The organism is Pseudomonas sp. SDO524_S393 (assembly GCF_054071875.1).
Genome location: NZ_JBSVVZ010000091.1, coordinates 1 through 20,434 on the forward strand (window position 1 = coordinate 1; position 20,434 = coordinate 20,434).

The 20,434-nt window shown below is 62.8% G+C and carries 22 protein-coding genes; 9 read left to right on the plus strand and 13 right to left on the minus strand.

Annotated elements, in window-relative coordinates; all coding sequences use genetic code 11:
• Positions 1 to 71: 71 nt before the first annotated feature.
• Genes ACW9IB_RS26890 through ACW9IB_RS26900 form a run of 3 tightly spaced genes read right to left on the minus strand, consistent with a single transcriptional unit; the run spans position 72 to position 1,969 of the window.
• Positions 72 to 614 carry a DUF2937 family protein gene (locus ACW9IB_RS26890; protein ID WP_457364627.1) on the minus strand — a complete coding sequence of 181 codons (543 nt, stop codon included), beginning with the start codon at positions 612 to 614 and terminating at the stop codon, positions 72 to 74.
• Between the two features lie 11 nt (positions 615 to 625).
• Positions 626 to 1,402, minus strand: a complete 777-nt coding sequence (locus ACW9IB_RS26895) for a class II glutamine amidotransferase (protein ID WP_457364628.1) — start codon at positions 1,400 to 1,402, stop codon at positions 626 to 628.
• A 30-nt stretch (positions 1,403 to 1,432) separates the two neighbouring features.
• Positions 1,433 to 1,969, minus strand: coding sequence for an MFS transporter (locus tag ACW9IB_RS26900; protein ID WP_457364629.1), 537 nt, complete (start codon positions 1,967 to 1,969; stop codon positions 1,433 to 1,435).
• A gap of 24 nt (positions 1,970 to 1,993) precedes the next feature.
• On the opposite strand from ACW9IB_RS26900, the gene ACW9IB_RS26905 reads away from it, so the two are divergent.
• Complete coding sequence (locus ACW9IB_RS26905; protein ID WP_457416239.1) at positions 1,994 to 4,036, plus strand: S9 family peptidase; 2,043 nt, start codon at positions 1,994 to 1,996, stop codon at positions 4,034 to 4,036.
• A 69-nt stretch (positions 4,037 to 4,105) separates the two neighbouring features.
• The gene (locus ACW9IB_RS26910) at positions 4,106 to 4,579 is read left to right on the plus strand and encodes a cyclic nucleotide-binding domain-containing protein (protein WP_457416241.1); all 474 of its coding nucleotides are present in this window, start codon (positions 4,106 to 4,108) and stop codon (positions 4,577 to 4,579) included.
• Here the strand turns inward: ACW9IB_RS26910 and ACW9IB_RS26915 are convergent.
• Entirely contained in the window at positions 4,576 to 4,854 is a 279-nt protein-coding gene (locus tag ACW9IB_RS26915; protein ID WP_457416244.1) for a hypothetical protein, read from the minus strand. The genes ACW9IB_RS26910 and ACW9IB_RS26915 overlap by 4 nt on opposite strands.
• A 78-nt stretch (positions 4,855 to 4,932) precedes the next feature.
• Between ACW9IB_RS26915 and ACW9IB_RS26920 the strand changes: the two genes are divergently transcribed.
• Complete coding sequence (locus ACW9IB_RS26920) at positions 4,933 to 5,619, plus strand: spermidine synthase (protein WP_457416247.1); 687 nt, start codon at positions 4,933 to 4,935, stop codon at positions 5,617 to 5,619.
• Between the two features lie 62 nt (positions 5,620 to 5,681).
• Here ACW9IB_RS26920 and ACW9IB_RS26925 read toward each other — a convergent pair whose 3' ends face one another.
• A complete protein-coding gene (locus tag ACW9IB_RS26925; RefSeq protein WP_457416250.1) occupies positions 5,682 to 6,602 on the minus strand; it encodes a ParB/Srx family N-terminal domain-containing protein in 921 nt (306 codons plus the stop codon).
• A gap of 98 nt (positions 6,603 to 6,700) precedes the next feature.
• On the opposite strand from ACW9IB_RS26925, the gene ACW9IB_RS26930 reads away from it, so the two are divergent.
• The 3 genes from ACW9IB_RS26930 (at position 6,701) to ACW9IB_RS26940 (ending at position 8,163) form a co-directional block, all read left to right on the plus strand.
• Entirely contained in the window at positions 6,701 to 7,075 is a 375-nt protein-coding gene (locus ACW9IB_RS26930; RefSeq protein ID WP_025858458.1) for a YajD family HNH nuclease, read from the plus strand.
• Between the two features lie 201 nt (positions 7,076 to 7,276).
• Positions 7,277 to 7,744 (plus strand): RNA methyltransferase, encoded by a 468-nt coding sequence (locus ACW9IB_RS26935; protein WP_457364634.1) that lies wholly within the window; start codon positions 7,277 to 7,279, stop codon positions 7,742 to 7,744.
• Positions 7,745 to 7,812: 68 nt separating this feature from the next.
• Entirely contained in the window at positions 7,813 to 8,163 is a 351-nt protein-coding gene (locus tag ACW9IB_RS26940) for a YgaP family membrane protein (protein ID WP_457364635.1), read from the plus strand.
• Between the two features lie 53 nt (positions 8,164 to 8,216).
• On the opposite strand, the gene ACW9IB_RS26945 is transcribed toward ACW9IB_RS26940, so the two are convergent.
• Entirely contained in the window at positions 8,217 to 9,437 is a 1,221-nt protein-coding gene (locus ACW9IB_RS26945) for a hypothetical protein (protein WP_457416252.1), read from the minus strand.
• A 13-nt stretch (positions 9,438 to 9,450) separates the two neighbouring features.
• Positions 9,451 to 9,900, minus strand: coding sequence for a YcgN family cysteine cluster protein (locus ACW9IB_RS26950; protein ID WP_003172524.1), 450 nt, complete (start codon positions 9,898 to 9,900; stop codon positions 9,451 to 9,453).
• A 153-nt stretch (positions 9,901 to 10,053) separates the two neighbouring features.
• Here ACW9IB_RS26950 and ACW9IB_RS26955 point away from each other — a divergent pair, with 153 nt between their 5' ends.
• Complete coding sequence (locus ACW9IB_RS26955; RefSeq protein WP_457364637.1) at positions 10,054 to 10,647, plus strand: nitroreductase family protein; 594 nt, start codon at positions 10,054 to 10,056, stop codon at positions 10,645 to 10,647.
• A 41-nt stretch (positions 10,648 to 10,688) separates the two neighbouring features.
• On the opposite strand, the gene ACW9IB_RS26960 is transcribed toward ACW9IB_RS26955, so the two are convergent.
• From ACW9IB_RS26960 to ACW9IB_RS26985, 6 genes are all read right to left on the minus strand, one after another.
• Positions 10,689 to 13,163 carry an OspG family effector kinase gene (locus ACW9IB_RS26960; RefSeq protein WP_457416255.1) on the minus strand — a complete coding sequence of 825 codons (2,475 nt, stop codon included), beginning with the start codon at positions 13,161 to 13,163 and terminating at the stop codon, positions 10,689 to 10,691.
• A gap of 198 nt (positions 13,164 to 13,361) precedes the next feature.
• Complete coding sequence (locus ACW9IB_RS26965) at positions 13,362 to 14,294, minus strand: D-2-hydroxyacid dehydrogenase (protein WP_457416258.1); 933 nt, start codon at positions 14,292 to 14,294, stop codon at positions 13,362 to 13,364.
• A 119-nt stretch (positions 14,295 to 14,413) separates the two neighbouring features.
• On the minus strand, positions 14,414 to 14,707 hold the full coding sequence (locus ACW9IB_RS26970) for a YcgL domain-containing protein (protein ID WP_457364640.1): 294 nt from the start codon (positions 14,705 to 14,707) through the stop codon (positions 14,414 to 14,416).
• Positions 14,704 to 15,837, minus strand: a complete 1,134-nt coding sequence (gene rnd, locus ACW9IB_RS26975; protein WP_457364641.1) for a ribonuclease D — start codon at positions 15,835 to 15,837, stop codon at positions 14,704 to 14,706. Before rnd ends, ACW9IB_RS26970 begins: the two co-directional genes overlap by 4 nt.
• 122 nt (positions 15,838 to 15,959) lie before the next feature.
• Entirely contained in the window at positions 15,960 to 16,559 is a 600-nt protein-coding gene (locus ACW9IB_RS26980; RefSeq protein WP_457416261.1) for a class I SAM-dependent methyltransferase, read from the minus strand.
• Positions 16,560 to 16,649: 90 nt separating this feature from the next.
• Entirely contained in the window at positions 16,650 to 18,020 is a 1,371-nt protein-coding gene (locus ACW9IB_RS26985; protein WP_457364643.1) for a glutamine synthetase family protein, read from the minus strand.
• Positions 18,021 to 18,363: 343 nt separating this feature from the next.
• Here ACW9IB_RS26985 and ACW9IB_RS26990 point away from each other — a divergent pair, with 343 nt between their 5' ends.
• Positions 18,364 to 19,137, plus strand: a complete 774-nt coding sequence (locus ACW9IB_RS26990) for a transporter substrate-binding domain-containing protein (RefSeq protein WP_457416264.1) — start codon at positions 18,364 to 18,366, stop codon at positions 19,135 to 19,137.
• Between the two features lie 50 nt (positions 19,138 to 19,187).
• Positions 19,188 to 20,027 carry a cache domain-containing protein gene (locus ACW9IB_RS26995; RefSeq protein WP_457416267.1) on the plus strand — a complete coding sequence of 280 codons (840 nt, stop codon included), beginning with the start codon at positions 19,188 to 19,190 and terminating at the stop codon, positions 20,025 to 20,027.
• The last annotated feature ends 407 nt before the right edge of the window (positions 20,028 to 20,434 follow it).

Below are 20,434 nucleotides of genomic sequence, written 5' to 3' on the forward strand. Positions count from 1 at the left end.
AGTAACAGATATGCTGGCTGACCCACCGCTATCGCAGGCAAGCCAGCTCCCACATTAGACCGAGTTGGCCTTCAGAGCCCCTTCAGGTCCCGCTCTTCGATCGGCCGGCTCTGGCGCATGCGCTTGCCGCCCAGCACCACCCAGTCGATCAGCCGGAACAGGCATTCCAGCCCGAAGGACAACAGCATCGCCCCGCCCAGGCCCCAGCCCATGGCTTCGGGCGTCAGCAGGATCTGGTAGCTGTAGCCGTTCCAGGTTTCCTGGCGAATATCCGGGTCGGCGGCCACCGCCACTTGCAGCGCGCGGATGTACCACGGGCCTTGCATCGCCTGGAATTGCTTGTCCAGCGCCACCTGGCGGTCAAGCAAGGTGCCCAGGCTGTTGGCATCGCTGCGGAACACCGGGTCATCGCTGGCGCGGTAATGCGCCACCAACGCTTTCAAGTCGCCGTTGAAGAACTGCTGCGCCGTGCTCTCGAAACCACGCAAGCCGGTCTGGGCCTCGATCAGATGCGCTTCGACGCGCTTGGCGTAATCATTGATGAACCCCGGCACTTGCACACCGACCAACAGGCCAATGGCAAACAGCACCAACCGCAGATAGCTGAGCAACATGGTCGATATCCTTACTCGGTGATGCCCTGGCTGACGCATTCACCGCGTCGCCACAGGCTCCATTGGCCCGGCTCGTAGCGGGTCCAGTTTTCGTTGTCGGTCAAGGGTTCGGTGGCGATCACCGTCACCACGTCATTGGGCGTGGTTTCGGCCTGAAAATCGACGATCACGTCGACATCCTTCAAGCGCGCGGGGCCAAACGGTGCGCGCCGGGTGATCTGTGCCAGCTTGGTCGAGCAATAGCAGAACAGCCAGTCACCGTCGCTGAGCAGACAGTTGAATACGCCTTTGCTGCGGTATTCGCTGCACGCGGCGATCAGGTCCGGCAGCACTTTTTCGATGTCCACCGGTTCCGGGAAGGCTTCGCGCACGCGGTTGAGCAAATCGCAGAAGGCCGCTTCGCTGTCGGTGTCGCCCACCGGGCGGTAAAACGTGGCGCGGGGCTGGAAGTCGGCCAACTGGCCGTTGTGCGCGAAGCACCAGTTGCGCCCCCACAGTTCGCGCACGAACGGGTGGGTATTGGACAGGCACACCTTGCCCACGTTGGCCTGGCGGATATGGCCGATCACCACTTCACTCTTGATGGGATAACGCTGCACCAGCGCCGCCACTTCCGATTCGCTGCTGGCCGCAGGGTCCTGGAACAGGCGCAGGCCACGGCCTTCGTAGAAGGCGATGCCCCAACCGTCGCGGTGCGGGCCGGTACGCCCGCCGCGCTGCATCAGGCCGGTGAAACTGAACACGATATCGGTCGGGACGTTGGCACTCATGCCCAATAATTCACACATGCCGGGGCTCTCGCAGCAGGGCGGACAACGTTAAAGGCGCGGCTCTACGCGCATGCCACTCACGGGCGCGGGACGACGAAACGGCACGTCGTCTTCATCCTCGGGCTCGGCAGCGGCCAGGGCAGCGTCGGCGGCGGCCTTGCGCTCGCGGCGGGCCTTGGCGGCACGCTCGATGGGCCAGCGGATCAGCACGATGACGAGGTAAACGCCGAACGCGATGATCGTGTACATGAACAGGTCGGAAATCGCTCGCCAGGCGTTGTTGCCGACCTTGAGCAGCAGGTCCAGGGCGGTGATGGCCACGGCCGGCGCGAACTGGGTCTTGACCGGGTCGACGATGGTCGGACTGAACAGCAACACCGCCATCAGCAATTGCAGCGGCTCGCGCAGCCAGCGCCAGATCCAGCGAGTCATGCGCCACCACACCAACAGGCAGCCCAAAGCGGCAAAGGCGTAAAGGCCCCAAGCAGTCAGATAGTCGTTCTCGGTCATGGTGTCCATGGCAAGGTAGGCAAACAGGCGGCTATGATAACGGCTTTTGCGTGTCGCGGCTGCAATGCCTGCCACCGTCCGCCAGATAGAGAATAATCCATGCCTGTATCGACCGCTCCGATTGCCCGCAAGGCCCAAGGCACAGATCCGTACGCCTGGCTGCAAGAACGTGACAGCGCCGAGGTGCTCGATTACCTCAAGGCCGAAAACGCCTGGCAGGAAGCCCGACTTGCCGACCAGCAGGCGCTGCGCGAAAGCCTGTTCGAAGAGATCAAGGGCCGCATTCTCGAAACCGACCTGTCGCTGCCCTCCCCCTGGGGCCCGTACCTCTATTACACCCGTACCACCGCCGGTGACGAATACGCCCGCCACTACCGCTGCCGCCGCCCCGCGGATGACAGCAACCAGGTCGACGACAGCAGCGAAGAACTGCTGCTGGACCCCAACGTGCTGGCCAATGGCGGCTTTTTCTCCCTGGGCGCGTTCAGCATCAGCCCCGATCACCAGCGCCTGGCCTACAGCCTGGATACCAGCGGTGACGAGATCTACACCCTGTACGTGAAGGAATTGGCCAGCGGCAAGGTCAGTGAACTGGCGTTCCAGGACTGCGACGGCAGCATGACCTGGGCCAATGACAGCCTCACGCTGTTCTTCGGCGAGCTGGACGACACCCATCGCCCGCACAAGCTGTATCGCTATCGCCTGGACGGCACGGCAGCGCAGGAAGTCTTCCACGAACCGGACGGGCGCTTCTTCCTGCATTGCTACCGCTCCAGCTCCGAACGCCAGTTGCTGCTCTCGCTCGGCAGCAAGACCACCAGCGAAATCTGGGCACTGGACGCCGAACAGCCCCACCTGGACTTCACCTGCCTGGCGCCACGGGTCGAAGACCACGAATACGATGTCGACCACGGCCAACTGAACGGCGCGTGGACCTGGTTCATCCGCAGCAATCGCGACGGCATCAATTACGCGTTGTTCGTGGCGACCGACATTGGCGACGTGCCCACCGAGGCCGAGTGGCAGAACCTGATTCCCCACAGCGATGAGGTGATGCTCGACGGCGTCAGCCTCAACGCCGGTGCCATGACCCTGAGCTTGCGCATCGGCGGCCTGCCGGTGATAGAAGTGCATCCCGAGGGTTTGCCGGCCTACCGCGTGGAACTGCCGGACGCCGCTTATAGCCTCTACGTACAGAACAGCCTCGAATTTGCCAGCGACCGCATCCGCCTGCGCTATGAAGCGCTGAACCGCCCGGCCCAGGTGCGCCAGCTGGAACTGGCCAATGGCGCACAGCAGGTACTCAAGGAAACCCCGGTGCTCGGCGTGTTCAACGCCGACGACTACGTGAGCCAACGCCTGTGGGCCACCTCGGCCGACGGCACCCGGGTGCCGATCAGCCTGGTGATCAAGCGCGATCAGTTGGGCAAGCCAACGCCGTTGTACCTGTATGGCTACGGCGCCTACGGCTCCAGCCTCGATCCGTGGTTTTCCCATGCACGCCTGAGCCTGCTCGAGCGTGGCGTAGCCTTTGCCATCGCCCACGTGCGCGGCGGCGGTGAGCTGGGCGAGGCCTGGTACCGCAACGGCAAGCAGGAACACAAGCAGAACACCTTCAGCGACTTCATTGCCTGCGCCGAACACCTGATCGCCGAGGGCCTGACCACCTCCCGACAACTGGTGATCAGCGGCGGCAGCGCCGGCGGCCTGTTGATCGGCGCGGTGCTCAACCAGCGCCCCGAGCTGTTCCAGGCGGCGATTGCCGAAGTACCGTTCGTCGACGTGCTCAACACCATGCTCGACCCGGAGCTGCCGCTGACCATCACCGAATACGATGAATGGGGCAATCCCGAAGAGCCCGAGGTGTATGAACGCATCAAGGCCTACGCCCCCTACGAAAACGTCAGCGCCCAGGCGTACCCGGCCTTGCTGGTGATCGCCGGCTACAACGACAGCCGCGTGCAGTACTGGGAGGCGGCCAAGTGGGTGGCCAAATTGCGAGACACCGCGACCTCCGACAACCTGTTGCTGCTCAAGACCGAGCTGGGTGCCGGTCACGGCGGGATGAGCGGCCGTTACCAGGGATTACGTGACGTAGCGCTCGAATATGGATTTGTTTTCAAGGCACTGGGGCTGATTTAGGAACTTCGCACGGCGGGCCTGTCTGAACACAGGACCGCCCTGCCCGATTGACCAACCCAGATTGCAGCCATGCCACAACCGACCTTATTGAATAGCGAAATCCGCGACATGCTGATGGACTGCGGCCTGTTCGACCCGCTGTTGCCGGAAGACTTTCACGTGGCCGCCGGCTACTTCAACATCAGCACCATCGCCCGTGACCAGGTGATTTTCCTCGAAGGCGATGGCGGCACCTTCATGTGCATCATCCACAGTGGCCAGGTGGCGGTGCAGAAAGCCAACCATGACGGCCAGCGCGTGACCATCGCCACCCTGCGCAGCGGTCGCGCCTTTGGTGAAATGGCCGTGCTCGACGGCGAGCGGCGCTCCGCCACCTGCGTGGCGGCCACTGACTGTGTGCTGTTGAACCTGGGCAAAGACTCCCTGGAAAAAATGCTCAACGAAGCGCCCCGGGTCGCCGCCAAGATCATCCGCGCCATCGCCATTGCCCTGTCCAAACGCCTGCGCATGGCCGATGGGCAATTGCTTTCGCAACAGTTCTAACCGCCGGGGGCCTTCGGCTTGCTGTCACTTTGCAGCAGGCCGGGCACCGTCTGATCCTTCGGCGGGGTCGGCAGCACGATAGGCGCCAGGGGCGGTGAACCGTTGGTCTTGGGCAACGCCGGCGGGGTGACTTGTGGGTACAACGTCGGTGTTGGGGTGCCCGGCGCGCCGGGCGTCGGTGCTGGCGCAACCGGTACGGTTTGCAACTCCTGAGCATGCGCCGCGCCCAAGGCGAGCGCGCTCAACACAATGGCCGTTAGAATGCTGCACTTCATCGATGGCTCCATGGCCTGACCGGAATGTCACAAGGCTACTCCCAACCGCGCAAGAATGCCCTTCCCAATGAGATCTCCATGAAACGTTTCGTTCTGCTGGACACCACCCCGATCCCCGACAACGGCGGTGCCTTGTGCCTGTTCGAATACGGCGACGACTTTGTCATCAAGATCCAGGGCGGTGACGGCGGCCAATTGATGAACACGCGTATGCACGGTTCCGAGGACGCGCTGGCCGAAATCCCCTGCCGCAAGGTCGCCGGACGCCCGGATTCACGGGTGTTGATCGGCGGGCTGGGCATGGGCTTTACCCTGGCCTCGGCCCTCAAGCACCTGGGCAAGACCGCCGAAGTGGTGGTCGCAGAGTTGGTGCCCGGCGTCGTGGAGTGGAACCGTGGGCCACTGGGCGAAAAATCCGGCCGCCCGCTGCTGGACCCGCGCACGGTGATCCGCCTGGAAGACGTGGCCAAGGTACTGCAGGCCGAGCCCCAGGGTTTTGACGCGATCATGCTCGATGTGGACAACGGCCCCGAAGGCCTGACGCAAAAGGCCAACAGCTGGCTTTACTCCGCCGGTGGCCTGGCCGCGTGCGCCAAGGCCCTGCGCCCCAAGGGCGTACTGGCCGTGTGGTCGGCCAGCGCCGACAGGCTGTTCAGCGACAAACTGCGCAAGGCCGGGTTCAAGGCTGAAGAAGTGCAGGTGTTTGCCCACGGCAACAAAGGCACAAGACACACCATCTGGATTGCCGAGAAGCTCAAGGGCTGAACACGATTCACCAAACACCACAGGTCCGCTCCTACACAAACCAGGCAGTTTTGTCCTGCGCTTTAGTGCCGGGATTTACGGAAATCGATCACATACGGCACCTTCTTGTCGAAGGTCTTCTCCAGCGCATTGCGGTCCAGCTGGCTCATGCCGCCCAACTGATGGGCAGTAAAGCCACTGTCGCCCACCTGTGAACCCGGCGCCAGGCTGACCATGCGCTTGGCGACGGCCTCGATGGCGTCTTTGTAGCCGCCCTTTTTGTTCAGGTTGAACGCGCCCAGGTCGATCTGGCTGCGCAGCCAGTTGCCCCAATAGAACTCGAGGAATTCCGGCGCGACCTCGCTGTCATCCGGCTTGCCATAGGCAGCCTTGCGGCTGAAATACACCAGGCTGCGCAACGTATCGTCCTGCAAGTTCTTGAACCCCAGGTGCGCGGGCAGTTGCTCGGGCGGCAGCGTCTGGCCCTGGTTGTCCTTGAGCCAGACTTTGCGCGCGGCCTCCATGCGCTGCCAAAAACGCTTCATATCCGGGCTGTCGCTGAAGTCGTCCGTCACTTTGACCCACATTTTCAACTGCGGGCCGCCGCCGGGTACTTCCCACAGGGTGGTGAAGCTATGGTGACCGTCGGTCAGGTACAACTGACCAGCCGGGCCGACCACCACGGTTTTCATGTCCTCGGGATGGGTGCCCACCGGGTCCTGGCAGGTGAAACTGGCCGGTTTGTGCAGGTCGGCGCCCTTGGGCACCCTGTCGGCCTCGCCTTGGCCATTGGTTTCGCAGTATTCATCGAAGACGTTGGCGGGTTTGTCGGCAAACAGCTCAAGGCTGTAACCAATCTGGTCGAAGCCCACCACGGCCTGGGTCGGGTGCAATTGTTCGAGGGCCACCTCGATCACCTGCCCGGGTTTCGGGGTAGAGAAGGCCTGAGCCTGGGCGGTCACCACACCCAGTAGCAGTGCAACGGTCCATGAAGACAAACGCATGAGTTTCGAATCCTTATCGATAAAGTGAAGCGGTTATTTACAACGCGAGCGGCTAGAATCAAGCCTGTCCGTGAACCCCCTGAAAACCAGGAGCCATGATGAGCTCGACCAACCCGCCCTCCCACACCGCCAAGCTGGATCGCATCCTCGCCGATGCGCAGCGCGACCGGGAAATGGGCTACCGCGACAAAGCCTTGAAGATGTACCCCCACGTGTGTGGCCGCTGTGCCCGTGAGTTCTCCGGCAAGCGCCTGAGCGAACTGACCGTACACCACCGCAACCATAACCATGATGACAATCCGCAGGACGGTTCCAACTGGGAGTTGCTGTGCCTGTATTGCCACGACAACGAACATTCGCGCTACACCGACCAGCAGTACTTCGGCGAAGGCTCCACCAGCAGCCCGACGATTGCCAAGGCCACGCACAACCCGTTCGCGGCGTTGGCTGGACTGATGAAAAAAGACGATTGAAGATCGGTGTTGCCTGTGCCGGCCTCATCGCAGGCAAGCCAGCTCCCACATTTGACTGTATTCACAAATAGATAGCTGTGAGCCCAGTCCAATGTGGGAGCGGCGGTGCGACGATTCGACTTGCCCGCGATAGCGATCCCCCAAGCACTACAGTCCTCAGCACCGTATAATCGCGCTTTTTCCGCCAAGGCACCCTTCCCCGTGGGCAATAAACGCTACAGTTGCATCGGTCTGTATAACCCCAAATCCCCCGAAAACGTCGGCTCGGTGATGCGCGCCGCCGGTTGCTACGGCGTGGCTTCGGTGTTCTACACCGGCGTGCGTTACGAGCGCGCCCGGGACTTCGTCACCGACACCAAGAAGGTCCACCACGACATTCCGCTGATCGGCATCGATGACTTGAAGAAGATCCTGCCGCTGGGCTGCGTGCCGGTTGCCGTGGAACTGGTAGAAGGCGCCCGCCCGCTGCCCGAGTACACCCACCCCGACCGTGCGCTGTACATTTTCGGCCCGGAAGACGGCTCCCTCGACAAGGACATCCGCGACTGGTGCGAGGACGTGGTCTACATCCCGACCACCGGCTGCATGAACCTGGCCGCCACCGTCAACGTGGTGCTCTATGACCGTCTGGCCAAGGGCAACAACACCCGTTCGGGCCCCAAATACTGATTTTTCGGGAACATCCGGCGCCTGCGGGCAGTCAGCTGCATAACCCTTGTCCTTGTTGGAGAACGATCATGAGCGACAGCAAAACCCTGCGCCCCGTCATCAGGCACACCCCTCTCGACGTCCACCCTGAACAGAACGTGCATGGCTGGGAGCGCATCGGCTCGGTGGCCGGCGGCGTGATGATGGTCGGCAAAGGCCTGCGCCGGGGCGGCCTGTTCGGGTTGATCCAGGTGGCAATCGGCGGCGTGGCACTGGCCCGTGGTTTTACCGGGCACAGCTCGCTCAAGGACAAGCTGGAACAAGGCCGCCAGGAAATGAACAGCGTGCGCACGAAGATCGAGCGCGCAGCCGAAGAGCTGAAAAACCTGAAGACCAAGGCCGAAGTGGCCGCTGAAAAAACCACTAAAACTACGGCCTGAACACCAAACCAAATGTGGGAGCTAGCTTGCCTGCTCCCACATTTGGTTTTGCGTCAGTGCAGTAATTTGCTATCCAGCACCACCGACGGCTCGCCGAGGATACTTTCGGCGAGCTTCACAAACTCGGCGGTGGTCACGCTATTGGCGCGCATCACCGCCTGCGCCAGATCATCCAGCGAACGCTTGTTGTGGGTTTTCACGCGAATCTCGCGGTCCAGTTCCTGCAACAACAGCACCGCCCGCGACACCGTTGCGCCACTGACGTGCTCGCCGCGCAGGCTGCTGACGCCCTTGCTGTCTCGGGTCAAACGCGCCTGAATGGCCACGTAGCGTTCATCCGTGATACCACCGGCCCGGCGCACCAACTCGATCCCGTAGTACTCCGCCAGCCCTTCACTGATCCAGTCGCTGCTGTCGTGGTCATTGAATCGTCCGATGGCCTGCACCACTTCGCGAATCAACGGACTGCTGCCGTTCTCGCTGATCAGAGGCGTGCGGCTGTTGAGGTAGATCGAGTCCCGCGACGAAAACGCGCCACGGCGCATCGGGTCGCTGGCGCCCACCACCAGCAGCTTGGCCGGATGGCGCGGGAACGCGGCCTCCACCTGGGGCCAGACGAACGTCAGCAACGTCAGTACATCCATGCGACGCATCGCCTGGCCCTTGGGCGAGGCCACCGTGACTTCGGTTTCGCCCAGGCGCACGCGACGGCTGCCGAGGTTGCCGGCGAGCATCCAGCCGGTGGGACGGTCGAACAGGCGTGAAACGTTGTCGATACGGAACTTGTTGTTGCCGATGCGCGGCCAGGCCGTCTCGACGCTTTTCCAGCCGGCCGGCAGTTCGAACACCAGCCGCGCGACCAACTCGACGCCATCCTGCTGGTCCAGACGCGCGGCCGGTACCAGGTCTTCACCGCGAAACAGTGCCCAGGCCGGGGTCATTCGTGCTTCATAAATGCCGGGCTTGCGCGCCTGGGTGAGGCGTACACGGTAGGTCAGGCTGGCCTTGTCGGCACCCGGCTGCCAGAGCCCACGGGTGCCAGTGACTTTCCATTGGCCATCGGCCTTGAAGTCGCTGTACTCGCCATCGTGCCCCAGGTCGAAGTCCAGGCTGCGCACGGCCGAGCCCTGGGACAGGCTCACACGCACTTCGGCCTGCTCGCCCTGGGGCAACAGTTTGACGTGATAGTCCAGGTCGACCTTCCTGGCGCACCACGCCGGCATGCTCAGGGCCAGCAACACCAGGCTCGCCGCCAGCTTGACTCCCGCCCTCATACACACTCCTTGTTCAGCCCGCGCGGAAAATCAGGTAGTCCTCCCAGTCGTCCTCGGGCACGCTGCCTTCGCTGAGCATGCGCCCGGACTGGGAAATGCGTTCGTGGTGCACGGCGTCGCGGTCGCCACACACCAGGTGATGCCACAACGGCAGGTCCTTGCGCTCGCTGACCAGACGGTAACCGCAGGTGGGCGGCAGCCATTTGAACTGGTCGGCCTGGCCCGGGGTGAGCTGGATGCAGTCGGGCACCGAGGCGCGGCGGTTGGGATAGTCGGTGCACTGGCAGGTTTTCAGGTCGAGCAGCTTGCAGGCGATCCGCGTGTAATAAACGCTGTTGTCGTCTTCATCTTCCAGCTTTTGCAGGCAGCACAGGCCACACCCGTCGCACAACGACTCCCACTCCTCCTGGTCGAGGTGTTCAAGGGTTTTGCGTATCCAGAAAGGTTCGACTTTGGCGGCCATGGCTCTACATCAGTATCGGTAGGTGAAAAGGCCGCCAGTCTAGTGCCCAAGCCGTCCGGGGCCAAGCGCTTGCGACTGGCGGTGTAACAACACTTGTCAGTCTAGTGTGCGCCAAGTAGTTTTGAAGGCTGAATCGACCCTCAGGAACTGCCCATGAGCACTAACCCACGCGTTGCCGATTACCCGATCCATACCCAGTTCACCGAACGCTGGTCGCCCCGCGCCTTCACCGGTGAAAGCATCCCCAAGGAAACCCTGCTGAGTTTCTTCGAAGCCGCCCGCTGGGCACCGTCGGCCTATAACTCGCAGCCGTGGCGCTTTCTCTACGCACGCCGCGACACGCCGGACTGGGAGCGCTTCCTGAGTCTGCTGAACGAGTTCAACCGAGGCTGGGCCCAGCATGCGTCGGCCCTAGTGATCATCGCGTCAAAAACCGACTTCACCGCCCCCGGCGCCAGCGAAGAAACCCCGGCCCTGTGGCACACCTTCGACACCGGTTCGGCCTGGGGCCACCTGGCGCTGCAAGCCAGCCTCAGCGGCTGGCATACCCACGGCATGGCCGGCTTCGATCAGGAACTGACCCGCAAAGAGCTGAAGGTGCCGGAGGGTTATGCACTGCACGCCGCCGTCGCGATCGGCAAGCTGGGCGACAAATCGACCCTGCCCGAATACCTGCAGGGCCGCGAGGCGCCAAGCCCGCGTCGCCCGTTGAGCGAGTTGGTGTCGGAAGGTGATTTCAGCCTGTAACGCCCTCAAGCTGCACCCGGCAGGGTGCAGCTTCCACTGCATCACTGACGAACGATCAGCGCCCTGACTTCAGCCTGCAAGCGCGCCTTGCTGCGCTGATAGTCACCCACTGCCATCTGCCGCAGAAACGGGTCACCTGCCAGGACCTCGGGGTCCATGGCCTGGATATCCACCGGGTAGACTTTTTTATCCCTGGCCGAATAGAGGAAGTTATTCAGGTGCATGTCGCTGTGATAGATCCCTTTCGCCTCCATGCCCGCCAGTGCCTCATCCAGCAGGATTTGCACCTCTGACGGCAAACTGCGCTCGGACACGCTCTCCAGGCTGACGCCGTCCAGCCGTTTCATCCTGATATAGGCGCGCCCCTCTTCGACGATCGCTTCAGCAAAGCCTTCGCCGTAATAGAGGTTCAGGCAGCGGGTTTCCGAGGTGACGTAATCGGGCACGGAGGTCGCGGCCTTGGTCCCGAAATCTTTGTAGACGCTCTTCCCATCCAGGCTGGCGTAGATCGTCCCCTCGGCGCCGCCGCCGATTTTCTCACCCAGGTCCGCCAGCACCGACGGAGGGTTGCCACCCCGTGCCACCACCCGCTGCCATTGATCGCCCTGCACATGCTGCACCAGCAATTCAGTCTGCCGATTGTTGTGATAAACCCGTGCCTGCACCGCCCCGTCCTCGGTACGGGAGACCTGCCGAACCTCATACACCGCGCTGCGGCCAGTGCTGTCGGTGTTGCGAATGTGGGACACCTGCCCATCCGCCGAGAGATAGATACCCTGACTGTTGCGGGTAAGCCCGGCGATGTTCGATTCGCTGACCTTGTAGGCACCATGCACGGCATTGTCCAGACCTGCTGAAAGCCCCTTGCGCACGCTCTTGTGCAACAGGCTTACGCCGCTCGCCAGCGTATCTCCCAGACCGCTCAACGGGTTGAACGCCTCAAGGGTACTGGCCCCCACAAACCGGGCCACACGGGCCAGTCCTCCGAGACTGCCGACCCCCTTGGAAAACGCCCGACCCGCCTGCGCCGCCTTGCCTGCACCGAACGTGACCAGGCCCACCACGTCCAGCGCCAGGTCAAACGCGCCCTCGGCGTAACGGCCTTCGGAAAAGTTGACGATGGCCGAACGCAGCGGAATCAGATTCAGGAAAAACTCGCCGATGGCCTTGTCGGTCGCGCGGTCATCATCGAAGCCGCTCGCCCCTCGGGCTTGCGCAAGCAAATCGTCGTTGCGCAGGTCCAGGGACTTGGCGAACACCTTCCCGATGTAGTCGATACGCCCGCTCAGATCCCCTGGCAACGCCCCCTTGGGTTGCAGCCGCTCCTGATTCTGGCCCGGTTGCTCATCCTTGAGCGGATCGATCAGCACCGTTCTGCTCAAAACATTGGCGTTGCGCGACTCCAGGTTCTTTTGGGTATAGGGCGGCGTATACCTGGAGATCAGAAAGTTCTGTTTCTTGAGCGTGCCACTGCGAGTGTCCAGTTCGTAGACGTTGACCTTGCCAGCCCGCGTGGTCTTGATACGCAAGGTTTCGCCCCGGACGCGCAAGGCTGGCGGGGTGAAGAAGTCGAGGGCGATCGTGTAGTCGTTGGTGTGGAAAAACTCGAGTTCGCCGAACTCGAAGTCAGCCCTGTCCTCGGGCGCCAAGGTGGAGATGAGGTACTTGGCCAACCCCGCGTGGCCTTTTTCCAGCGACGTGATCGCCTGGTCGTACGCCGCTTTGAACTCTGCTGCCGCGTTGAGTTTGCCGGCCTCATAGCGCGTGCAGAATTGTTTCGCCGGGATCCGCGTATCCCTGGAAACCCAGTGTTCCAGGTTTTTCAGAGCGGCACCGTCCATCACAATATCCAGCATGGAATACAGACCCGGGAACACCCCGGGTCGCCCGGGGTTCAGCCAGACTTTCTGCAAGGCCTTGGCTTCGAACAGGCTGGGTTCCATCGCAGGAAACGCTTGCTGAAGCATGGTCAGCGCCATATCCCGCCGACTGGGCAACTGCACATCCAATCCATCGCCGGCTGCGGTCAATGCGCGCACCTGGTCGTTGTAGAGGTTACGCACATGGTCCATCTCGGCTTCGCCCGGCGGGCCATCGGTGGTTTTCAGCCAACCGTTGAGCACGCCCCACTGTGCCAGCGCTGCACGCTGGGCGAGCTGAACGTCAGCCGTGCTGCCCTTTCCTTGGGCCGCGGCCATGACTTCGGCATAACTCATCGTCGACGAACTGCCGGGCGCATCGGCCTCGACCCTGGCCGTGGCGATCGCCAGTTGCACCCAGCCGATACTGCCAAAGGTGATACTCGGAGGAATATCCCTGAGCAAAAACGCCGGTGCGGTCCTGGCCAGCAACCGGCTGGCCGCCAGATTGGCGGTGGACGGGGTGGCTTTGCCGGTGTCGATGAGGTGACGAGTCAGCCCGTCGATGACGGCAGACGCGGGTTTGCCGCGAAACCGGGCGTGAGCCGGATCAAAACCGCTGAGCGGGTCAAGTGACTCATCGTTTTCGGGAGCCACGCCGGAGGCTGCGGATAGCGTGGAGGTTGGAGAAGGGGAAAAGACGGAAGTGATGCCAGTCATAAAGGTACCTGTCCATCGCGTGGGGAATCATCCGACCGAAGGCGCCTTTCAGCACCTGCGGCGGTCACTGGGTGTGAATACCCGGTGAGGTGGTTCCAGCCTGGTTGTCAGGTGGTGTGTCTATGAGCTGGGCAGTCAGTAACCGCGTTCGAAATCGACCTCACCGCGCAACGCGGCATTGGCCTGGTACGCCCGCAGATTCTCCAGGAACAGCGCCACCATCATTGGCGGCGACGTCGGCGCAGAGCTGTGCCCGGTCAACAGCAGGCCCCACGCCGTCCAGAACGGGTGCCGTTGCGGCAAGGGTTCCTGGCGGCACACATCGATCACCGCACCGGCCAGGTGCCCGTCTTTCAAGGCCGCCACCAGGTCGGCGTCGACCACCGACACGCCGCGCCCGACGTTGATGAACAGACCGGTCGGCTTGAATTGCCTGAACAGCGCCGCGTCGTACAGGTCGTGGGTATTGGGCGTGTTGGGCAACAGGTTGATGACGTAGTCCACCTCGCCCACCAGACGACTCAACTGGTCGAGCCCGGCCACTTCGATGAAAGGCGCCTGCTCCCGCGCGACGCTGGCGATGCCGTACAGCTTCACGCCAAACGGCACCAGAAACTCGGCGACGCCCTGGCCGATATCGCCAGTGCCCACGATCAAGACCTTGCGCCCCGCCAGGCTCTGGCCCATGCGGTTGTCCCATTTGCGCTCGACCTGGCTGACCAGCCGCGCAAGTACTTCGCGTTCGTGGCCGAGCATATAGGTGAGCACGAATTCGGCCATGACCTGACCGTAGATGCCAACCGCGCGGGTCAGGCGATAGTCGCGGCGCAAGCCCTCGGCCAGCAGCGGTGTGATGCCGGCCCAGGTCGATTGCAGCCATTGAGGTTGATGCCCCTGGCGCAGCAGGGTCGCCAGCAGGTCCGGCTGGCCCAGCCATACCGGGCAATCGGCGGCCAGGCGCGACAGCTCGGCCGAGTCGCCGCTGGTCAGCACCTCAAGTTCCGGTGCCAACTCGCCCAGCAGTTGGGCATAGAGAGGGTGATCCTGTTCAGCAATCAGAACACGCATGCTTAAAACCTTTCAAAAACAATGCAGGCGACCGCCGGGGCAGTTCACTGCCTCCCTGCGGCCAGCGCCCGATGATACGAGTCCATGGATGAATGTGCCCTGAACAGGGCACCGGTCCTTCACACCGGGTCGTTGCGCCGTAGCAATTCCTCGGGCAAGTGTTCGATGTACTCGTCCTCGGCAGGCGGCATTTGCAGGTGATAACCCTGCTTGTCGAGGTTTTCCAGCACCTGCGTGATGTCTTCCTGTTGCAGCTTGCGCTCGGGCGTCAGCACCAGGTCGAACGCATGCACCGGCTTGCCGAACACGGCGACCAGGCCTTCGGGCACACGCTCCAGGGCGTCGCTTTTCAGGACGTACAGGTACATGCCGGCGCGTTTGGGGCTGCGGTAAATGGAGCAAATACGTTTCAAGGCTGTTCTCCGGCAGTGGCCAGGCTGTCGAGCAGCGCCTGGCCCATCAACTCGCGGCGCCAGCCACGCAGCGAATCGGGCAGTTGGTAAGGTCCATCGGGGTAGCCACTTTTGACCAGGGCTTCGAGGGTTTTCTTGCGCAGCATCAGTTCCGGCGCCATTTCCAGGCGCTCGGCCTCAGCCTGGCCCAGGGCACGCAATTGCTTGATCAGCGCGGCGGCGTCCACCGGCAGCGGCTCAGCCACGGCGGGCGGCCATTGGTCCACGGGCACGCTGCCGGCACGCTGGATCAGGTCCAGCAGGAACTGGCCGTCCTGACGCACGGTGCGCGGGTGCATGTCTTCGATCTTGCCCAGGGCCGTGAGGTTGTCCGGCTGGGATTTGGCCAGGGGCCACAGGGAGTGTTCGCGAATGATGCGGTTGCGCGGCAGGTCGCGGGCACGGGCTTGCTGCTCGCGCCAGGCACAGAGCTCACGCAGCACGGCGAGTTGGGCCCGAGACAGTTTCCACGCCAGCTTGGCGTCGCGGTACACCTCGTACGGGTCGGTCTCGCGGCGCAGGTTGGCCACCAACTCGGCACCGTCCTCCAGCACCCAGGCGTATTTGTCTTCGGACAACTGCGGGCGCAGCCGGGTGTAGACCTCGGCCAGGTGCACCGCGTCCTCGGCGGCGTAGCTCACCTGGGTCTCGGACAATGGCCGCTGCAACCAGTCCGAACGGGTCTCGCCCTTGGGCAGCTCGATATCCAGCACGGCTTGCACCAGTCGCGAATAGCCCATGGAGAACCCGAGGTTCAGGTAAGCCGCGGCCAGTTGCGTGTCGAACAGCGGCACCGGCAGACTGCCGGTCAGGCGCAACAGCACTTCGAGGTCTTCGCTGCAGGCATGCAGCACCTTGATCACCGCCGGGTTCTCCAGCAGCGCGGCCAACGGTTGCCAGTTGTCGATGGTCAGGGGGTCGATCAGGTAAGCGCGGACGCCATCACCGATCTGGATCAGCCCGGCAATGGGATAAAAAGTGTCGACCCGCATGAATTCGGTGTCGAGGGCGACGAATGGCAACTGCTGCCATTCGGCGCAGTGCTGGCCGAGGCTATCGTTGTCGCAGATCCAGTGAATATCGATGGCCACACGGCTCTCCCTTGAAGAATGGCGCGCAGTATATATCGCGAAAGGGACTTTCGAGCACCCGCGGTGCACACGCAGCCATGAAAACTCAGACAGAAAATAAAGAATAGTCGTACAAAAAGAACTTAGCCTGTCTTACGCAGAACGTAGACCCGCCACAACGCGGTGCCCGGCATGAACTCCCGCTGGCTCATGACCTTGAAGCCCGCCTGGCGGAACTCGCCCTCCACGGACGTGCGCGAGTTGACCGACACAATCACCGTATCCCGGCTCACCCGGTGAAACTCGCGCAACAGCGCCAGGCGCCCCTCGCTGCCGGGCACATGGCGAAACAGCTCCAGGCAGAAAATACAGTCCACCGCGTTGGCCGAGAGGCCGATGGAAAATGCCGATCCCTGGAACGTCCTGACCCGCTTGAGCAGCGCCGCCGGGTGATGGGTGCGGGCGTGGTCGAGCATGGCCTGGGAGTTGTCCGAAGCCAGGATCACCCGGTTGACGTGTTCGGCCAGTACCGGCCAAAAGCGCCCCGAGCTACAGGCCAGGTCGAGGATCAGCCCCGGTTCGCCCGCCACTTTCAACGCCTGGCGCACCAACCACTCGTCGCGCCACGACGCCAGACGCCGCCGCAGGCCGGGCGGGCGCGTATCACCGCAGACCTTGGCGTGCTCGCGGTCGCAACGCTCGGCGTATTCGATCTCGATGGGGGATGGAGGTTGTGGCGACATCACGGGCTCATGAAAATAATTCGACCTTGAGCCGCAGCTTAACCAGCGCCACGTGAAAAAAAGGTCGAAGCCTGAAGCCGCCGGCCTGCATCAGGCCTGATGCAGGTACCAGCGCCAATCCTGCTCGCCCACTTCGCCCATGAACTGGCGGTATTCGGCGCGTTTGACCGCCAGGTATACGCCGAGAAACTCGCTGCCAAAGGCCTCTCTTGCCCAACTCGAACCTTCCAGTGCGCGCAGGGTGGTCAGCCAGTCAGTGGGCAGCAGTTCCTTGGCCTGGGCGTAGCCGTTGCCTTCGACCGGCGCACCGGGGTCGCGCTGTTCGCGGATGCCCCGGTGAATACCGGCGAGGATCGCCGCCGCGGCCAGGTACGGGTTGGCGTCGGCGCCGCAGATGCGGTGTTCGATGTGGCGCGAGTTGGCCGGCCCGCCGGGCACGCGCAGGCTGACGGTGCGGTTGTCCACACCCCAGGTGGCAGCCAGCGGCGCATAGCTGTTGCTCTGGAAACGTCGGTAGGAGTTGGCGTTGGGGCAGAACATCAGCAGCGAATCGAGCAAGGTGCTGAGCATGCCGCCCACGGCGTGCCGCAGCAGCGGAGTGCCGTCGGCCGCTTCGCTGGCGAACAGGTTGTTGCCGTCGGCATCCGCCAGGCTGACATGCATGTGCATGCCGGTACCGGCCAGGTCATCGAACGGCTTGGCCATGAAGCAGGCCGTCATCCCGTGCTTGTGCGCCACCCCCTTGACCAGACGCTTGTAGCGCACGGCCTCGTCCATGGCCTGCAAGGCGTCGAAGCGGTGCTCCAGGGTGATTTCCACCTGGCCGGGCGCGTATTCGGAAATCGCCGTGCGCGCCGGGATGCCTTGCAGTTTGCAGGCGCTGTAGAGGTCAGCCAGAAACGGCTCGATCTGTTCCAGCTCGCGCAAGCCATAGACCTGGGTCGAACGGGGCCGACCGCCGTCCTTGTCCAGCGCCGGTTGCGGACGACCGTTGCTGTCGGGCTTCTGATCGAGCAGGTAGAACTCCAGCTCCGCCGCCATCACCGGGTAATAACCGTCGGCTTTAAGGCCGTCGATCACCTTGGCCAGCAAATGACGCGGGTCGGCCACGGTGGCGGGCAAACCCTCGGTGGGGTGCATGCTGACCTGCACCGCCGCCGTCGGCATCAGGCGCCAGGGCATGCGCTGCAAACTGCCGCTGATCGGGTAGGCGCGGCAGTCGATATCGCCGACGTCCCACACCAGCCCGGAGTTTTCCACGTCATCGCCATTGAGGGTCAGGCCCAGAATGGTGCTGGGCAACGGGCGCCCGCTTTCGTACACCGCCAACAGCTCATCACGGTGCAGCAGCTTGCCCCGCGGCACGCCATTGTTGTCGAGGATAAACAGCTCGAACATCTCGATGTCGGGATGCTGTTCAAGGAAGGATCGGGCTTCGTGCAGGCAGGCAAAAACACTCATGGGCATTCTCATACGTTAGTTTCGGGCAGGCGCACGGGTGCACGCCCTCCAAAGGGCAGATCAACGCAGGAACGGGGTATCTGGCGGGCGGGCGTGGCGGCAGTGGAACAACGCCCAGAACGCAAGCGCGGACGGCAGTGTCGCGGGGTGAGTGTCGGGGTAGCCGTCCATGGGGATCACAGTGAGGGAGATGCCTTGCAGCGTCACACGCCTGGATAGGTGGGTAAATTCAGGGTTGACGGAGTTTGGTTGCGGTTTGGCTAAACATTCCCGTGCCTTGCCACCCTGCCCGCCGCTATCAATAATGATCGCCCTCGATCATGCCTCCCAAGGACTCGACCGCATGAAAGCTCTTCTGGCCCTGTGTGTACTGGCAAGCGTGGCCGCCCCGGCCCTGGCCGACAATACGCCATCGCGTCTCGACGACGTGCTCCAGCGCGGCACTCTCACCGTGTGCACCACCGGCGACTACAAGCCCTACACCTCGCTGCGCGCCGATGGCCGCTATGAAGGCATCGACATTGCCATGGCCGAGTCCCTGGCCAAAAGCCTCAACGCGACGATCAACTGGGTGCCCACCACCTGGAAAACCCTTATGCCGGACTTCCTCGCGCAACACTGCGACATCGCCGTGGGCGGGATTTCGGTGTCGCTGGAGCGTCAGAAGAAGGCATTCTTCAGCCAGCCCCTGGGAGTCGACGGCAAGATCCCGCTGGTGCGCTGCGCCGACGTGCAGCGTTACCAGAGCGTGGAGCAGATCAACCAGCCCCAGGTGCGGGTCATCGAGCCGGCGGGCGGCACCAACGAAGTGTTTGCCCGTGCCCACTTGGGCCAGGCGCAGATTCGCCTGCACGACAATGTGACCATTTTCGATGAACTGCTGGCCGGCAAGGCCGACGTGATGATCACCGACGCCAGCGAGGCGCGTTACCAGCAGAAGCTCAAGCCCGGACTGTGCGCGGTCAACCCTGAACGGCAAATGCAGTACAGCGAGAAAGCCTTCCTGCTGCCCCGCGACGACGTGGCCTGGAAAAGCTACGTCGACCAGTGGTTGCACCTGAGCGTGGCCACCGGGGTGTACGACGGCATCGTCAACCAGTGGCTGGCGGCGCCCTGAGCCGAGGGCGTCTACGCTGTTGTCACATCAATAAGAACGAGGGACGGAACATGAAGGGAATGCTCCGGGTCACCTGGCTGCTGCTGTTGTGTTTCAGCCAAGTGCATGCCGCAACCACTCAGGATGAGGAAGCCCAGGCCGCCAAGGCGTTGCTGGAAAAAGCCCTGGCGTATTACCAGAGCAATGGCGACAAGGCCTTTGCCGCGTTCAGCCGCCAGGGGGAGTTCGTCGACGCCGACCGCTACGTGTTCGTCGTCGATACCCAAGGCGTACTGCTGGCCAGTGGCGGGCCCTCCTCGGCCCTGATCGGTCGCAATATCAACGAAGTGCTGGGCCCGGACTTGCGCCAGTCGTTCAAGGACGCGCTCAAGGTACCCGAGGGCCAGGGCATCCAGCAGGCCGACTACCGTTGGCAGAACTGGAACGATGGCAAGGTCGAACACAAGCATGTGTTTTACCAACGGGTCGGCAAGCGCATCCTCGCGGTGGGCTACTACCTGCCACGGGCCACGCCCGAACAGGCGCGGGCCTTGCGCAACAAGGCGGTGAATGCATTGCTCAAGGATCAAGCCGGCACGCTGAAGGCGATCAACTCATTGCAGGGCGGGTTTCTGCAGGATGATCTGTATGTGTTCGTGGTGGACCTGAAAACGGGGCGCTACGTGGCGCATGGGACCAATTTGCGCTTGGTGAACACTGATTTTGCCAGGATCAAGGACCCTGACGGCAAGCCGGTGGGTGAGCCGATGCTCAAGATCATGGCCGAGCAGGATCAGGGGGAATACAAGTACCGCTGGAAAAACCCGGTGACCGGGAAGGTCGAGAACAAGCACGCTTATTTGCGCAAGGCTGGGGATTGGATGGTGGCGGTGGGGTATTACAGTCCCTGAGGTTTTTTCCTGGGGGTGGGGGTGGGGTGGGGTGTATATCCGTTATTTAGGTAACGGCTGCTTAGGGTTCCGCTCTTACAGCGGGTCACTTTGGAAAAGCCCCAAAGTAACCAAAGGGCTCTTGCCCCAACACTCGGCACCTCGCTGTGGCTCGGTGTGCCCTCACTCCGGCTTGAATCCGTGGGCCGCCGTCATGGGCCATCCTTGGCCCAGGACGGCTAACCCGGCGTCCTGCCGGGTTGCCCACGGATTCAAGCCTGCGTTCGGCCAGCGTGTTTGACGGGGCGCCTCAGATCAAAAGCAAAAGCGCGGCGGCCTGATAGCCGACCGGTTTCTGGAAGCCGGTCTCGGTTTCAAATGTGGGAGCGGGCTTGCTCGCGAAGGCGGCGTGTCAGCGATCACATCTC

Excerpts from the sequence above, each read along its gene's own strand:
- ACW9IB_RS26980 (WP_457416261.1), bottom strand. The coding sequence starts at position 16,559 with ATGTCGCCACAACCTCCATCCCCCATCGAGATCGAATACGCCGAGCGT.
- ACW9IB_RS26925 (WP_457416250.1), bottom strand. The coding sequence starts at position 6,602 with ATGCGTTTGTCTTCATGGACCGTTGCACTGCTACTGGGTGTGGTGACC.
- ACW9IB_RS26895 (WP_457364628.1), bottom strand. The coding sequence starts at position 1,402 with ATGTGTGAATTATTGGGCATGAGTGCCAACGTCCCGACCGATATCGTG.
- ACW9IB_RS26915 (WP_457416244.1), bottom strand. The coding sequence starts at position 4,854 with ATGAAGTGCAGCATTCTAACGGCCATTGTGTTGAGCGCGCTCGCCTTG.
- ACW9IB_RS26940 (WP_457364635.1), top strand. The coding sequence starts at position 7,813 with ATGAGCGACAGCAAAACCCTGCGCCCCGTCATCAGGCACACCCCTCTC.
- ACW9IB_RS26930 (WP_025858458.1), top strand. The coding sequence starts at position 6,701 with ATGAGCTCGACCAACCCGCCCTCCCACACCGCCAAGCTGGATCGCATC.
- ACW9IB_RS26905 (WP_457416239.1), top strand. The coding sequence starts at position 1,994 with ATGCCTGTATCGACCGCTCCGATTGCCCGCAAGGCCCAAGGCACAGAT.
- ACW9IB_RS26945 (WP_457416252.1), bottom strand. The coding sequence starts at position 9,437 with ATGAGGGCGGGAGTCAAGCTGGCGGCGAGCCTGGTGTTGCTGGCCCTG.
- ACW9IB_RS26910 (WP_457416241.1), top strand. The coding sequence starts at position 4,106 with ATGCCACAACCGACCTTATTGAATAGCGAAATCCGCGACATGCTGATG.
- ACW9IB_RS26920 (WP_457416247.1), top strand. The coding sequence starts at position 4,933 with ATGAAACGTTTCGTTCTGCTGGACACCACCCCGATCCCCGACAACGGC.
- ACW9IB_RS26950 (WP_003172524.1), bottom strand. The coding sequence starts at position 9,900 with ATGGCCGCCAAAGTCGAACCTTTCTGGATACGCAAAACCCTTGAACAC.
- ACW9IB_RS26955 (WP_457364637.1), top strand. The coding sequence starts at position 10,054 with ATGAGCACTAACCCACGCGTTGCCGATTACCCGATCCATACCCAGTTC.
- ACW9IB_RS26990 (WP_457416264.1), top strand. The coding sequence starts at position 18,364 with ATGAAAGCTCTTCTGGCCCTGTGTGTACTGGCAAGCGTGGCCGCCCCG.
- ACW9IB_RS26995 (WP_457416267.1), top strand. The coding sequence starts at position 19,188 with ATGAAGGGAATGCTCCGGGTCACCTGGCTGCTGCTGTTGTGTTTCAGC.
- ACW9IB_RS26965 (WP_457416258.1), bottom strand. The coding sequence starts at position 14,294 with ATGCGTGTTCTGATTGCTGAACAGGATCACCCTCTCTATGCCCAACTG.
- ACW9IB_RS26890 (WP_457364627.1), bottom strand. The coding sequence starts at position 614 with ATGTTGCTCAGCTATCTGCGGTTGGTGCTGTTTGCCATTGGCCTGTTG.
- ACW9IB_RS26985 (WP_457364643.1), bottom strand. The coding sequence starts at position 18,020 with ATGAGTGTTTTTGCCTGCCTGCACGAAGCCCGATCCTTCCTTGAACAG.